The sequence below is a fragment of the Virgisporangium aurantiacum genome, from assembly GCF_016863635.1.
GTDB lineage: Bacteria > Actinomycetota > Actinomycetes > Mycobacteriales > Micromonosporaceae > Virgisporangium > Virgisporangium aurantiacum.
The window spans coordinates 42,632-56,150 of the sequence record NZ_BOPG01000067.1; the positions used below are offsets into that span (position 1 = coordinate 42,632).

A 13,519-nucleotide genomic window follows, 5' to 3' on the forward strand; every position below is an offset into this window, starting at 1 on the left:
GTTCGACCGTTCAGCAGTAGACGTGGACGACAACGGCCAGATTGGTGCCGTCAAGCGTTCGCTGCGACCACGCGTTCACGAAGTCCCATCTGCCGTCCTTGTAGAAAACGACGAAGGGGTTGCCTTGTGCCCTGCCCCAGTCGTAATAGTCGTGGACCGGGTTGTCGCCACAGTGCTCCAGGTTCAGATAACTGTTTTCCACCGGGATCCTGTGTCGCAGGCAGGCGCGCCCGTAGTCACAGGCGTAACTCCAGTACATGGGAGCGGCCACGGGTCCCTCGGCCGCGGGTGCGGCCTGGGCGGGAGCCGCGGCCGGGCCGATCATGGAACCTCTCAGGTGCTCCGAATGACCCCGCGAGGCCGGCTAGCTCGGGTCCTGTTTGACCAGCGGGAGCTCGGCGGTCGGGAAGTCGGAGACCTCCCAGCGCGGGGAGTCCTCGGTGAGCGGCGGCTGCGGGCGCTGCGGGGTGCCGGCGGCCACCGTGAGGGCGGCCCGCAGCAACGGGACGGCCGCCAAGGCGGTGGCGCCCTCGCCGAGCCGCATCCGTAGGTGCAGCACCGACTGCAGGCCGAGCACGTCGCCGGCGAACCGCACCAGCGGGTGGCCGCCGTGGTCGGGCAGCGACAGCCACAGCCGGCTCTGGGTGCCGATGTCGCGGGCGGCGAGCCCGGCCGCGACGCCGACCGGACCGTCGATGAGCACCGGGGTGTGGCGGTAGGTGGCGCCGAGGATGATGCCGGTGGCCACCGCGATGTCGCCGCCGCCGACCATCGCCAGCAGACTGCGCGGGTCGCGGGGCCGGGTCCGCACCCGGTGCAGGGCGTCGCGGACGGCGATGCAGCGGGTCATCCAGGCGATGTCGTCGATCGAGCCGGCCGCGTTCACCACCCGGTCGAGCAGGGCCGCCGCCTCGCCGCCGGCCGTGAGGGCGGTGAGGGCGACCGCGGCCGCCTCGGAACCGGTGCCGAGCGTGGCGAGCACGATCGCGTCGGCGCCCTCGTCGACCGCCGCCTCGGCGAGCTTCCAGCCCTGCGCCAGCGCGGCCTCGACCTCCTGCGCGGTGAGCGCGTCGCCGGTCTCCATCGCCGCCGACGCCGGGCACTCGACGGTGCCGATCGTGGCGCCGGCCGCCTCGGCGAGCAGGGCCAGTGCGCCGACGCCCTCGTGGGCCTGCTCGACCCGCCGGTCGACGGAGTCGCGGTCGTCACCCGCCGCGGCAGCACCCGCGTGGACGCCGTGCAGCAGCAGGACGCGCACCGACTGCCACGGCTGCGGCACGGCCCGCCCCTGGGTGCCGCCGGCGAACCGGACGGTGTCGGTGAGCGCGCCGAGGCCGGCGCCGACGAGGTCGAGCCCCTGCAGTTGCAGGCCGGCCGCGGCGGCCGCGGTCTCGTCGGGCACCTGCAGGTCGGGCCGCTCGGGGATGCCGGCCGTGGTGTCGACGGGCACCGCCGGCGTCGCCGACCGGCCGGTGACGATCGGTGCCAGCGCACCCGCGTCACCGCCCTTGAACCACGCGGCCTCGCCGGCCACGACCAGCGCGACCCGGTCGCACACCGCGGCCAGCGCCCGGTTCAGCTTGGCCAGCGTGCCGACGAACACCGTCTCCCGGCCGCCGGCCGGCTGCGCCAGGCCCACCTCGCGGCTCACCAGCACCACGCGCCGCGCGGCGGTGGCGGCGACGGCGTCGGCCAGCGCCCGGATCGCGTCGTCGGCGTGCGAACGGTCGGTCCAGCCGGACACGGCGTCGAGCAGTTCGGTGACCCAGTCGTCGAGCTCGGCGATGAGCACCACGTCGCCGGCCGCGGCACCGGCGAGGCCGGCCGCGACGGCGTCGGGCTCGGTGACGTCGAGCCTCGTGACCCGTTCCGCCGGGCCGAGCAGTGTCTCGGCGAACTCCGCCTGGCCGGCGTCGAACCCGCCCAGAACCAGGACGCGCGTGGTGGACATGCCCGCTAGCCTATGGCCCGCGCAGCGGCTGTACCTGCCGGCCCCGGTACCCTTGGGCAGAATCGGCCATGGCGGCCGATGGGCGGGCACAGGAGCGTGGGCATGGCGTGGACGTGGCGGTACGAAGACGCACAGGGCGGGGCGGTCGACGGCCCGAACGAGGCGTTCGCCAGCCAGTCCGATGCCGAGAGCTGGATCGGCCAGAGCTGGCGTGATCTCAGCGCGAGCGGGGTCCTGAAGGTGGCGCTGTACGAGGAGAACCGCCTCGAGTACCGCATGCCGCTCACTCCGGTGACCACTGAGTGATGTATCAGGTCAACGTGCCGCGGGCCGCGTTCCGGCCGTCGGCCATCTTCCTGGCGATCGTCGCTCTCTTCGCGACGGCCGGGGTCATGCTGTGGATGGGTTTCGGCCACAGCGGCATCAACGTGTTCCTGTTCGTGGTGGCCGGCTGGCTGGTGTCGCTGTGCCTGCACGAGTACGCGCACGCGCTCACCGCGTACCGGGGCGGCGACCACGGCGTCGCCGGCCGCGGCTACCTGACGCTCAACCCGCTCAAGTACTCGCACGTGCTGCTGTCGGTGATTCTGCCCGTGCTTTTCGTGATCCTCGGCGGCATCGGGCTGCCGGGCGGCGCGGTGTGGGTCGACAAGCACCGGCTGCGCGGCAAGGGCTGGGACAGCTTCGTCAGCTTCGCCGGGCCGGCGATGAACATCCTGTTCGCGCTCGTCCTGACGGTCCCGTTCGCGATCGGTGTCGACCTCGACGCCCACTTCGAGTTCTGGGCCGCGGTGGCGTTCCTGGCGTTCCTGCAGATCACCGCGTCGCTGCTGAACCTGCTTCCGATTCCCGGCATCGACGGCGGGAACCTGGTCGAGCCGTGGCTGCCGCCCGACTGGCAGCGCGGCTTCGCGAAGGTGGCGCCGTTCGGCTTCCTGCTGCTGTTCGCGCTGCTCTGGGAGCCCCGGATCAACCGGCTGTTCTTCAACGTGGTGTTCGGAATCTCGAACGCGCTGGGCCTGCCCGAGGGCCTCTACGGCGACGGCTTCCGCCTGTTCCGGTTCTGGCTGTAGCCAGCCAGAACCGGAACCACGAGCGTTACGGGCGCTGCTCGGGCGCCTGCGTCTTCTCCGGGTCGGTGGTGACCACGCCGTCCAGCGCGGCGTCGATCGCCGCCAGGAGGTCGGCGTCGAGCTTGACGTCGAGGGCCTTGACGTTGTCCTGCAACTGCTCCGGCCGGGTGGCGCCGACGATCGCCGACGACACGTTGCTGTTGTTCAGCACCCACGCCACGGCCAGCTGCGCCGGGGTGCACCCGGCCTGCTCGGCGAGCGGCTTGAGCTTCTGCACGGCCGTGAGCACCTCGTCGCGCAGCCACGACCTGATCATGTTGGCGCCGCCCTGGTCGTCGGTGGCCCGCGACCCGGCCGGCGGTGCCTGACCCGGCAGGTACTTGCCGGTGAGCACACCCTGCGCGAGCGGCGACCAGACGATCTGGCCGATGCCCAGCTCCTCGCACGTCGGTATGACCTCGGCCTCGATGACCCGCCACAGCATCGAGTACTGCGGCTGCGAGGACACCAGGTGGATCTTCAGGTCGCGGGCCAGTTCGTGCGCGGCCCGGATGTGCTCGGCCCGCCACTCCGAGACGCCGATGTAGTGCGCCTTGCCGCTGTGCACGACGTCGGCGAACGCCTCCATCGTCTCCTCGAGCGGCGTGAAGTTGTCGTACCGGTGGGCCTGGTAGAGGTCGACGTAGTCGGTCTGCAGCCGGGTCAGCGAGCCGTTGATCGACTCCATGATGTGCTTGCGGCTGAGCCCCCGGTCGTTGCGGCCGGGACCGGTGGGCCAGTAGACCTTGGTGAAGATCTCCAGCCCTTCCCGGCGCTCGCCCTTCAGCGCCCGGCCGAGCACGGACTCGGCCCGGGTGCCGGCGTAGACGTCGGCGGTGTCGAACGTGGTGATGCCCAGATCGAGCGCGGCGCGCACACAGGACGTCGCGGCGTCCTCCTCGACCTGGGAGCCGTGCGTGATCCAGTTGCCGTACGAGATGGCGCTGACCATCATCCCGGAGCGGCCAAGGTGTCGGAATTCCATAGTCTGTAGACCTTACTTACCTTGCCTGATCAGAAGTGGGTCGAGGCTCGTCCGGCTCGGGCGCACGTCGTCGAGGCCGGCCGACGGGCCGATCAGGAGGGTGGCCCGTCGCGGGCGTCGTGGGCGGGTTCGGGTGCGGCCCGCGTCCCCAGAATTTCTTCCATCGGACGCGGGTACGGGCCCCATCCGTGCGCCGCGACCTTCCGGAACACGCCGTCGAGCGCGAGTTCCGTGCTTGCCAGCAGCCGCGGGTCCGGGTCGTCGCGACGCAGGTCCAGCGCGCGTTCGAAGTGGTTGACGGCCTCGATGTAGCGGCCCTGGTCGAACACGCACTTGCCGGCGTGCTGGTACACGAATGCGCGCGCCCGGTCGGGCAGTTCCGGCGAGTCGGCCAGGGCGAACAGCCGGTCGGCCGCCTCGAACTCGCGGCGCCACTGCAACACGTGCGCCACCCGGGTCCGAACGGTCGAGAGCAGGCGCAGGTCGCCGACCGCCTCGGCATAGGCGAGCGCGCGCACGCCGTCGGCTTTCGCCGGGTCCAGATCGCCCAGGCTCCGGGAGACCGCCGCACGCATGCTGAGCAACCGCGCGCGGGACCTGTCATCCCCAGCGGTGGCCAACCGCTCGGACAGCCCGGCGCGGATCTCGTGGAACAGGGCGGTGTCGGCCTCGTCGAGGATCTCCCGCAGCGTGTCGGGGTCGAACCGCCACGGGTACTCCGCCAGCATCCGTTCCGGATCACGTTCACCCATCCGGTAACGCCTCCCGCGAAAGTCGGGTGCGCCGGGGGCCGGCGCCGGACTACATTCTTCGCGGTCTCTGGCCGTTGGGAGAACCCTGTGTATCTTGCGCTCGCCAAAGCGGGCTTCCGTCGGCACGCCACCTACCGCATCGCCACCCTCGCCGGTGCCACCACCAACGTCACGTTCGGATTCCTGCGGTACTACACGCTCCTGGCGGTCGCCGTCTCGGCCGGCGGCACCGTCGCGGGGTACGACGGGCCGAAGCTCGCCACCTACGTCTGGTGCAGCCAGGGGATCCTCGCCGTGGTGTCGCTGTGGGGCGACATCGGCGAGCGGGCCGAGCGCATCCGCACCGGCGACGTGGTGGTCGACCTGCTGCGCCCGATCGACCCGGTGTGGCATCAACTCGCCGGTGAGGCCGGCCGGGCCACCTACCACCTGATGACCCGGTTCACCCTGCCGGTGCTGGCCGGGCTCGTGTTCACCGACATGTACCTGCCGCGGCGGGCGGTGACGTACCCGCTGTTCGTGGTGTCGCTCGCGCTGGCGGTCGCGGTGTGCTTCGCCTGCCGGTTCATCGTCCAGTGCGCCGCGTACTGGACGCTCGACATCCGCGGGCCGATGGTGCTGTGGCTGCTGCTCTCCGGCCTCGGGTCGGGCCTGTTCTTCCCGTTGTGGCTGGTGCCCGAGCCGTGGTCGACGCTCGCGGTCTACGCGTTGCCGTTCGCGTCGATCGTCCAGGTGCCGATGGACATCCTCGTGGAGCGGTCGGACCACCCGTACCTGACCGTTCTCGTCCAGGCGTTCTGGGCGGTGGTGATCGTGTCGATCGGTCGGTCCGTGCAGCGCCGCGCCGAGCGGAAACTGGTGGTGCAGGGTGGCTGAACTGGCGCCGTACCTCCGACTGTTCGCCGCGCAGGCCCGGGCGCAGGCGCAGTACCGGATGTCATTCTGGCTCGACCTGATCGGCTCGGTGGTGATCGGCGCGCTCGACCTCACGGCGGTGGTCGTGCTGTTCCAGGCCGGTGGCGTGGTGGCCGGGTTCACCACGGCCGAGGCGCTGCTGGTCGCGTCCGTCGCGACGGTCGGGTTCGCCACCGCCGACCTGGTCGTCGGCAACATGGACACCATCCGGCACCTGGTGCGCACCGGCCGCATGGACGCCGTGCTGCTGCGCCCGCTCGGCGCGCTGGGCCAGCTGGTCGCCACGGAGTTCGCGCCGCGCCGGGCCGGGCGGTTGCTCGTCGCGGTCGCCCTGGTTCCGGTCGCCGCGGCCTGGGCGGGGGTTCAGTGGACGCCCACCGCGGCGGCCTGCCTGCTCCTGGCGATGGTGGGCGGGAGCCTCCTGTTCAGCGCGATCTTCATCGGCACCGGCACGGTGGCGTTCTGGCTGATCGAGTCCGGCGAGTTCGGCAACAGCTTCACCTACGGCGGCCGCGACTTCGCGTCGTTCCCGATCACCGTGTACGGTCCGGCGTTCCGGAATCTCTTCGCGTTCGGGCTCGGGCTCGGGTTCACCGGGTACTACCCGGCGCTCGTGCTGCTCCGCCGGCCCGACCCGCTCGGCGCGCCGGACTGGTTCGGCTGGCTGAGCGTGCCGGTCGGAGTGGTGGCCTGCGGGCTGGCCGCACTGCTGTGGCGGGCCGGCGTGCGCCGGTACCGCAGTACCGGCTCGTAGGAGGAGTGACATGGCCGTCATCGAGGCTCGCGACCTGCGCAAGGACTTCACCATACGTCGGCGTACGGGGCGGTTCCGGCGGGAGAAACGGGTCGTGCCGGCCGTCGACGGCCTCGATCTCACGGTCGAGGCGGGGGAGATGCTCGGCTACATCGGACCCAACGGCGCCGGCAAGTCCACCACGTTGAAGATGTTCACCGGCGTGCTCTACCCGTCGGCCGGGTACGTGCGGGTGTGCGGGTTCGAGCCGGTGCCGCAGCGGGTCGCGATGGCCCGGCGGATCGGGGTGGTGTTCGGCCAGCGCTCCCAGCTGTGGTGGGACCTGCCCCTCGGCGACTCGTTCGACCTGCTCCGGCACATCTACCGCGTGCCGGCGGGCGACCATGCCGCGCGGCTGGCCCGCTGCCGGCGTCTCCTCGATCTCGACGGGTTCATCGACCAGCCGGTCCGCCAGTTGTCCCTGGGGCAGCGGATGCGCGGCGAGTTGACCGCCGCGCTGCTGCACGGCCCGAGCGTGCTGTTCCTCGACGAACCGACGATCGGCCTCGACGTCGTGAGCAAGCAGGCGGTGCGCGGGTTCCTCGCCGACCTCGGTGCCGCCGGCGACACCACGCTCGTGCTGACCACCCACGACCTGGCCGACATCGAGCGGTTGTGCCGCCGCCTGGTGGTGGTCGACGCCGGCCGCATCGTGCACGACGGCACCCTCGACGACCTGCACTCCCGGTACGGCTCGCAGCGGCGCGTGGTCGTCGACCTCGACGAGCCGGTGGAGGTGGAACCCCAGGTCACCGGCGCGGTCCTGGAGGCCACCGAGAGCGGCGGCCGCCGCCTGACCTACGCGTTGTCCGGCCCGCCCGGTCCGCTGCTGGCGGCGCTGGCCGGCACCGGCCGCCTCCGCGACGTCGCGTTCGTGGAGCCCGAGATCGAAGACGTGGTGGCGAAGCTGTACACGACCGGAACTAGTCGAGCTTCTGGCCGATCTTGACGCGCGGCTTCGGGACGCGCAGCCGGCGGAACGTCAGGCCGCGCATCGAGGCGTACAGGTACAGCGAGGTGAGCTTCGCGGTGCTCTTCGGGAACTGCTCGCGCATCCGGCGCTTGACCTCGCGGCCCAGCAGGATGCTGTCGACCAGCGTGCCGAGCGCGAGCAGCGCCCACAGCAGGTTGGACACCCGCTGGACGATCGCCGGCATCGCGGCCGACGACCCGATGAGCACGATCAGCGCGCCACCGAAGAACCAGGTGCCGATGGTGAGCCGGCGGTCGACCACGTCGCGCACCATGGCGCGCTCGGGACCCTTGTCGCGGGCGAGCAGGTACCGGTCGTCGCCGGCCATCATCGCGGCGCGCCGCTCGGCCCGGTCCTCCCGGGCCTTCTCGCGGGAGCGCTTGAGGGCCTCCTTGCGGTCGGCCGGCGGCGCCGTGGAGCCGGTGCGCGGGTTGGCGCTGGGCCGCTTCTTCGTCTGCTGGCCGAGCTCGCGCTTGCTCAAGGTGCGCCCACGGGGGCGCACCTCGCCCTCGTCCGGGGTTTCCGGCTCGGGCGCGGCTTCTTCGACGGTTTTGCGTTTGAACAGCGACGGCACGCAGTCAGGGTAACCGAGGTGTATTCAGCCGCGCGTCCGCCGGTTCAGCCTTTCTCGACCGAGGCTCCCAAAGCGGCAAGCTTGGCCTCGAAGTCCTCGTAGCCGCGCCGGATCAGCTCCACGCCGTAGACCTTCGAGGTGCCCTCGGCCGCGAGCGCCGCGATCAGGTGGCTGAACCCGGCCCGCAGGTCGGGGATCACCACGTCGTGGGCGATCAGCTTCGACGGACCGGCGATCACCGCGGAGTGGGTGAAGTTGCGCCGGCCGAACCGGCACGGCGTGCCGCCCAGGCACTCGCGGTAGGTCTGGATCGTCGCGCCCATCTGGTTCAGCGCGTCGGTGTAGCCCAGCCGCCGCTCGTACACGGTCTCGTGGACGATCGACAGGCCGCGCGCCTGCGTGAGGGCGACCACCATCGGCTGCTGCCAGTCGGTCATGAAGCCGGGGTGCACGTCGGTCTCCAGCAGCACGGCCTTGAGCTCGCCGCCGGGGTGCCAGAACCGGATGCCCCCGGTGGGGGAGTCGTCGATGTCGAAGGCGCCGCCGACCTTGGTGTACAGGTTCAGGAACGTCATCATGTCGGCCTGGCGGGCGCCCTGCACGTAGACGTCGCCGCCGGTGGCCAGCGCCGCGGCCGCCCAGCTCGCGGTCTCGATCCGGTCGGGGATCGGCCGGTGGGTGTAGCCGCGCAGGCGGTCGACGCCCTCGATCTCGATCACGCGGTCGGTGTGGACGTTGATGATCGCGCCCATCTTCTGCAGGATCGCGATCAGGTCCATGATCTCCGGCTCGACGGCCGCGTTGCGCAGTTCGGTGACGCCGTGCGCCCGCACCGCCGCGAGCAGCACCTGCTCGGTGGCGCCCACGCTCGGGTAGGGCAGCTCGAACTTGGTGCCCTGCAACCCGTTCGGCGCGGTGATGTCGAGCCCGGACGGCGTCTTGTCGACGACCGCGCCCATCTCGCGCAGCGCCTGCAGGTGGAAGTCGATCGGCCGGCCGCCGATGTTGCAGCCGCCCAGGTCGGGGATGAACGCGTGGCCGAGCTTGTGCAGCAGCGGCCCGCAGAACAGGATCGGGATCCGGCTGGATCCGGCGTGGACGTTGATCTCGTCGACGTTGGCCCGCTCGACGTTCGACGGGTCGAAGCTCAGTTCACCGGGCAGCTCGCCGTCGGTGACCCGGACGCCGTGCAGTTCGAGGAGACCGCGCACGATCTCGACGTCCCGGATCGCCGGCACGTCGTAGAGGCGGCTCGGCGTGTCGCCGAGGAGCGCCGCGACCATCGCCTTCGAGACGAGGTTCTTGGCTCCGCGTACGCGGATCTGTCCGCGCAACGGCGAGCCGCCGTGCACGACGAGGACGTCGGTGGTCAACGCGGCCTCCAACCGGAAAGTGTGTGGATGACTGTCGGTAGTCGAACGGATCGATTTTGGACCTGATCCGTGACGTTGCCCGCGCAGCATAACCACAAGACCATCACCTGCGAATCGACCGAGGCGCTGACCTGGCACGAAGCCGTGAGGGAGTTACGCGATTACTCAGAGTGACGGCTATGGGAGGGCGAGCATCTGCGCGAGGGCCACGCGGGCGTGGTGCGCGGTGTCGGCATCGACCGTGATCTCGTTGACCACGCGGCCCGCGACCAGCTCTTCGAGCGCCCACACGAGGTGCGGGAGATCGATGCGGTTCATCGTCGAGCAGTAGCAGACGGTTCGATCGAGGAACATGATCTGCTTGTCGGGGTGCGCGTTGCCGAGCCGCCGCACGAGGTTCAGCTCGGTGCCGATGGCCCACTTGCTGCCGGCCGGCGCCGCCTCGATGGCCTTGATGATGTATTCGGTCGACCCGACCTGGTCGGCGGCGAGCACGACGTCGTGGCGGCACTCCGGGTGCACCAGCACGTTGACGCCCGGCACCCGCTCGCGCACCTCACGGACGCTGTCGAGCGTGAACCGGCCGTGCACGGAGCAGTGCCCGCGCCAGAGGATCATCTTCGCGTCGCGCAACTGCTCCTCGGTGAGGCCACCGCTCGGCTTGTGCGGGTCGTACAGCACGCAGTCGTCGAGGCTCAGCCCGAGTTCGAGCACGGCGGTGTTGCGGCCGAGATGCTGGTCGGGCAGGAAGATGACCCGCTCGCCGCGCTCGAACGCCCACTTCAGCGCCCGCTCGGCGTTCGACGACGTGCACACCGTGCCGCCGTTGCGCCCGACGAAGCCCTTGATGTCGGCGCTGGAGTTCATGTAGGTGATCGGCACCGTCGTGGCGGCCAGGCCCAGCTCGGTGAGCCGGTCCCAGGCGGCCTCGACCTGGCCGAGCACGGCCATGTCGGCCATCGAGCAGCCGGCGGCGAGGTCGGGCAGGATCACCTTCTGCTCGGGACCGGTGAGGATGTCGGCCGACTCGGCCATGAAGTGCACGCCGCAGAACACGATGTACTTCGCCTCGGGGCGGGCCGCCGCGTCGCGGGCGAGCTTGAACGAGTCGCCGGTGACGTCGGCGAACTGGATGACCTCGTCGCGCTGGTAGTGGTGCCCCAGGATGAAGAGCCGGTCGCCGAGCGCGGCCTTGGCGGCGGCGGCCCGGGTGACCAGGTCGGGGTCGCTGGGCGAGGGCAGCTCGCCCGGACAGTCGACACCACGCTCGCTCGACGGATCGCTACCGCGGCCGAGCAGCAACAGGGCGGTGGCGGTGGGTGACGGCTCAGTAAAGCTCACGTTGATAATAATTGCACGGCGCCGGCCGCCTATTCCCGGCCGCGGGTTGTGACCTGGAAGACTCCGCTGCATGCGGGTGCTCATCTGTCCGGACAAGTTCGCCGGCACGCTGTCGGCCGTCGAGGTCGCCGCCGCGGTCGAGGCCGGCTGGCGGGCGCAGGCCCCGCGCGACGAGGTGGTGACGCTCCCGCTGGCCGACGGCGGACCCGGGTTCGTCGAGGTGCTGCACGCCGCGCTCGGCGGTCACCGGCTCCCGGTGCCGACGATCGACCCGCTCGGCCGCCGGGTCGCCGGCGAGGTGCTGGTCAGCGGCGACACCGCGTACGTCGAGAGCGCGCAGGCGTGCGGCCTGCACCTGCTCGACCCGGGCGAGCGCGACCCGAACCGGGCCACCTCGTACGGGCTGGGCGTGCTGCTGGTGGCCGCGATGGAGTCGGGTGTCCGCCGGGTGGTGGTCGGCCTCGGCGGATCGGCCACCAACGACGCCGGTGCCGGCATGCTCGCCGCGCTCGGCGCGGCACCGGTCGACGACGCGGGCCTGGTGCTGCCGTACGGCGGCGCCGCGCTGATCGGCTGCGCCGGCCTCTCCGGCCCGCCGCGGCTGCGGCCGGGCGTGGCGCTGGTCGCGGCGACCGACGTCGACAACCCGCTGACCGGCCTGCACGGCGCGAGCGCGATCTTCGGACCGCAGAAGGGCGCCTCGCTGGAGGACGTCATGCGGCTCGACGCCGCGTTGGAGCGCTTTGCGGGCGTCCTCGAAAAAGATCTTCCAGACGTTCCCGCGGAGCTCGCCGCGCGGCCCGGAGCCGGCGCTGCCGGCGGCCTCGGCGCCGCGCTGCTGGCGCTCGGCGCGACGGTCGAGTCCGGGATCGGACTGGTGCGCGCGGCCGTCGGCCTGGACGCCGCGCTCGACGACTCCGACCTGGTGATCACCGGCGAGGGCTCGTTCGACCACCAGTCGCTGCGCGGCAAGGTGGTGTCGGGCGTCGCGGCCGGTGCGCGCGACCGCGGGCTCGCGTGCGTGGTTCTGGCGGGACGCGTGAGCGCCGGGCGCCGGGAGGCGGCCGCGGCGGGCGTCACCGAGACGTTTTCCCTGGTCGACGAGCTGGGTGGGGTCAACGCGGCGATGGCCCGCCCCGAGGAGGGGCTGCGGAGACTCGCATCACGGCTCGCCGGACAGTGGGCCGGTTCCTGAGAGCGTGAGATACTGGGAATGCTGTCCGTGGCGACGCGTGTTGACCACCACGACGTGTCCCAAATTTCAAGCGCCAAGGAGCACCACATCGTGACCGCTTCGCACACCGAAGAAGTCAAGGAAGGCGCCGCGAAGAACACCGGCGTGACCCTCACCGACTCCGCCTTGGCGAAGGCCAAGGCTCTTCTGGCTCAGGAGGGTCGCGACGACCTTCGGCTGCGCGTCCGCGTGCAGCCGGGTGGTTGTTCCGGCCTGCGGTACGAACTGTTCTGGTGCGACCGCCCGCTCGACGGTGACAAGGTCGACGCCTACGACGGGTTCGAGTTCGTGGTCGACCGGATGAGCATCCCGTACCTGTCCGGTGCCAGTATCGACCACCTCGACCGCATCGACGCCCAGGGTTTCGTCATCGAGAACCCCAACGCCCAGGGCTCGTGCGCCTGCGGCGACTCGTTCCACTAGATCTTTCGTGTTCGATGGCCCTACCGGACCCGTCCGGTAGGGCCATCGTCATCTCGGTACGCTGACGCTGCCGGAATTTCGCCCTCCGTCCATCTGGGGTTCCCCTATGAAGATCGCCGTCACCGGCTCGATCGCCACCGACCACCTCATGCATTTCCCTGGTCGCTTCGCCGAGCAGTTGCTCCCCGACCAGCTGCACAAGGTGTCGCTGTCGTTCCTCGTCGACGATCTGGTGGTCCGCCGCGGTGGCATCGGCCCCAACATCTGCTTCGGCCTGGCCCAGCTCGGTGTGCCGGCCTCGCTGGTGGGCGCGGTCGGGTCCGACTTCGCCGAGTACCGGTCGTGGCTCGAGCGCCACGGCGTCGACTGCGGGTCGGTGCTCGTGAGTGAGACGGCCCACACCGCCCGGTTCGTCTGCACCACCGACGACGACCTGTGCCAGATCGCGTCGTTCTACGCCGGTGCGATGTCCGAGGCCCGCAACATCGAGCTGGCACCCACCGCCGATCGGCTCGGCGGGCTCGACCTGGTGCTGGTCAGCCCGAACGACCCGGTGGCGATGTTCCGCCATACCGAGGAGTGCCGCCAGCGCGGCTTCCCGTTCGTCGCCGACCCGTCGCAGCAGCTGGCCCGCATGTCGGGCGAGGAGGCCCGCCAGCTCATCGACGGCGCCGCGTACCTGATCACCAATGACTACGAGGCCGACCTGCTGCGCTCGAAGACCGGCCTCACCGACAGCGACCTGCTCGGGCTGGTCGGGGTGCAGGTCACCACGCTGGGCGCGCAGGGCGTGCGGATCGTCGGCACGGACCTGCCGGCCCCGATCGAGGTCCCGGCGGCCCGCGAGGTGCAGATCCTCGACCCGACCGGCGTCGGCGACGGCTTCCGGGCCGGGTTCTTCGCCGGCGTGTCGTGGGGGCTGTCGCTGGAGCGGTCGGCCCAGGTCGGCGCGCTGCTGGCGACGCTGGTGCTGGAGGCGTTCGGCGGCCAGGAGTACACCGTCCGCGGCGACGAGTTCGCCAAGCGCCTGGCCGAGTCGTACGGCGACCAGGCCGCCGACGAGGTCCGCGCGCTCCTCCCGTGAGCGGAATCT

At 71.2% G+C, this 13,519-nt stretch carries 15 protein-coding genes; 8 read left to right on the forward strand and 7 right to left on the reverse strand.

The window, feature by feature from the left end; genetic code table 11:
• Nucleotides 1-10: 10 nt before the first annotated feature.
• Both Vau01_RS44975 and Vau01_RS44980 read right to left on the reverse strand, forming a co-directional pair.
• Nucleotides 11-325 (reverse strand): hypothetical protein, encoded by a 315-nt coding sequence (locus Vau01_RS44975; RefSeq protein WP_204006460.1) that lies wholly within the window; start codon nt 323-325, stop codon nt 11-13.
• Nucleotides 326-364: 39 nt separating this feature from the next.
• Nucleotides 365-1,951 (reverse strand): bifunctional adenosylcobinamide kinase/adenosylcobinamide-phosphate guanylyltransferase, encoded by a 1,587-nt coding sequence (locus Vau01_RS44980; protein ID WP_204006461.1) that lies wholly within the window; start codon nt 1,949-1,951, stop codon nt 365-367.
• Between the two features lie 102 nt (nt 1,952-2,053).
• Between Vau01_RS44980 and Vau01_RS44985 the strand changes: the two genes are divergently transcribed.
• Nucleotides 2,054-2,257: a hypothetical protein gene (locus Vau01_RS44985; RefSeq protein WP_204006462.1), complete on the forward strand. Its 204-nt coding sequence runs from the start codon at nt 2,054-2,056 to the stop codon at nt 2,255-2,257.
• Entirely contained in the window at nt 2,257-3,024 is a 768-nt protein-coding gene (locus tag Vau01_RS44990) for a site-2 protease family protein (RefSeq protein WP_204006464.1), read from the forward strand. Before Vau01_RS44985 ends, Vau01_RS44990 begins: the two co-directional genes overlap by 1 nt.
• A 25-nt stretch (nt 3,025-3,049) precedes the next feature.
• Here Vau01_RS44990 and Vau01_RS44995 read toward each other — a convergent pair whose 3' ends face one another.
• A complete protein-coding gene (locus Vau01_RS44995) occupies nt 3,050-4,048 on the reverse strand; it encodes an aldo/keto reductase family protein (protein WP_204006466.1) in 999 nt (332 codons plus the stop codon).
• A gap of 92 nt (nt 4,049-4,140) precedes the next feature.
• Nucleotides 4,141-4,800: a tetratricopeptide repeat protein gene (locus Vau01_RS45000; RefSeq protein ID WP_204006468.1), complete on the reverse strand. Its 660-nt coding sequence runs from the start codon at nt 4,798-4,800 to the stop codon at nt 4,141-4,143.
• 87 nt (nt 4,801-4,887) lie between these two features.
• Here Vau01_RS45000 and Vau01_RS45005 point away from each other — a divergent pair, with 87 nt between their 5' ends.
• The 3 genes from Vau01_RS45005 to Vau01_RS45015 are packed head-to-tail and all read left to right on the forward strand — an operon-like array spanning nt 4,888 to nt 7,457.
• Nucleotides 4,888-5,676 carry an ABC transporter permease gene (locus Vau01_RS45005; protein ID WP_204006469.1) on the forward strand — a complete coding sequence of 263 codons (789 nt, stop codon included), beginning with the start codon at nt 4,888-4,890 and terminating at the stop codon, nt 5,674-5,676.
• Nucleotides 5,669-6,469: an ABC transporter permease gene (locus Vau01_RS45010; protein WP_239152356.1), complete on the forward strand. Its 801-nt coding sequence runs from the start codon at nt 5,669-5,671 to the stop codon at nt 6,467-6,469. The genes Vau01_RS45005 and Vau01_RS45010 overlap by 8 nt, the downstream gene beginning before the upstream one ends.
• 10 nt (nt 6,470-6,479) lie before the next feature.
• A complete protein-coding gene (locus Vau01_RS45015; RefSeq protein WP_204006471.1) occupies nt 6,480-7,457 on the forward strand; it encodes an ABC transporter ATP-binding protein in 978 nt (325 codons plus the stop codon).
• On the opposite strand, the gene Vau01_RS45020 is transcribed toward Vau01_RS45015, so the two are convergent.
• The 3 genes from Vau01_RS45020 to nadA form a co-directional block, all read right to left on the reverse strand.
• Nucleotides 7,432-8,055, reverse strand: a complete 624-nt coding sequence (locus Vau01_RS45020; protein ID WP_204006474.1) for a DUF3043 domain-containing protein — start codon at nt 8,053-8,055, stop codon at nt 7,432-7,434. The two genes, Vau01_RS45015 and Vau01_RS45020, sit on opposite strands and share 26 nt — an antisense overlap.
• Before the next feature lie 44 nt (nt 8,056-8,099).
• Nucleotides 8,100-9,440 carry a UDP-N-acetylglucosamine 1-carboxyvinyltransferase gene (gene murA, locus Vau01_RS45025; protein WP_239152357.1) on the reverse strand — a complete coding sequence of 447 codons (1,341 nt, stop codon included), beginning with the start codon at nt 9,438-9,440 and terminating at the stop codon, nt 8,100-8,102.
• 165 nt (nt 9,441-9,605) lie between these two features.
• On the reverse strand, nt 9,606-10,769 hold the full coding sequence (gene nadA / locus Vau01_RS45030) for a quinolinate synthase NadA (RefSeq protein WP_373320396.1): 1,164 nt from the start codon (nt 10,767-10,769) through the stop codon (nt 9,606-9,608).
• Between the two features lie 70 nt (nt 10,770-10,839).
• On the opposite strand from nadA, the gene Vau01_RS45035 reads away from it, so the two are divergent.
• The 3 genes from Vau01_RS45035 to Vau01_RS45045 all read left to right on the forward strand — a co-directional run bounded on the left by Vau01_RS45035 (nt 10,840) and on the right by Vau01_RS45045 (nt 13,510).
• Nucleotides 10,840-11,964: a glycerate kinase family protein gene (locus Vau01_RS45035; RefSeq protein ID WP_204006478.1), complete on the forward strand. Its 1,125-nt coding sequence runs from the start codon at nt 10,840-10,842 to the stop codon at nt 11,962-11,964.
• An 87-nt stretch (nt 11,965-12,051) separates the two neighbouring features.
• Nucleotides 12,052-12,426, forward strand: coding sequence for a HesB/IscA family protein (locus Vau01_RS45040; protein ID WP_239152368.1), 375 nt, complete (start codon nt 12,052-12,054; stop codon nt 12,424-12,426).
• Nucleotides 12,427-12,532: 106 nt separating this feature from the next.
• Nucleotides 12,533-13,510 carry a carbohydrate kinase family protein gene (locus Vau01_RS45045; protein ID WP_204006482.1) on the forward strand — a complete coding sequence of 326 codons (978 nt, stop codon included), beginning with the start codon at nt 12,533-12,535 and terminating at the stop codon, nt 13,508-13,510.
• Nucleotides 13,511-13,519 lie beyond the last annotated feature (9 nt).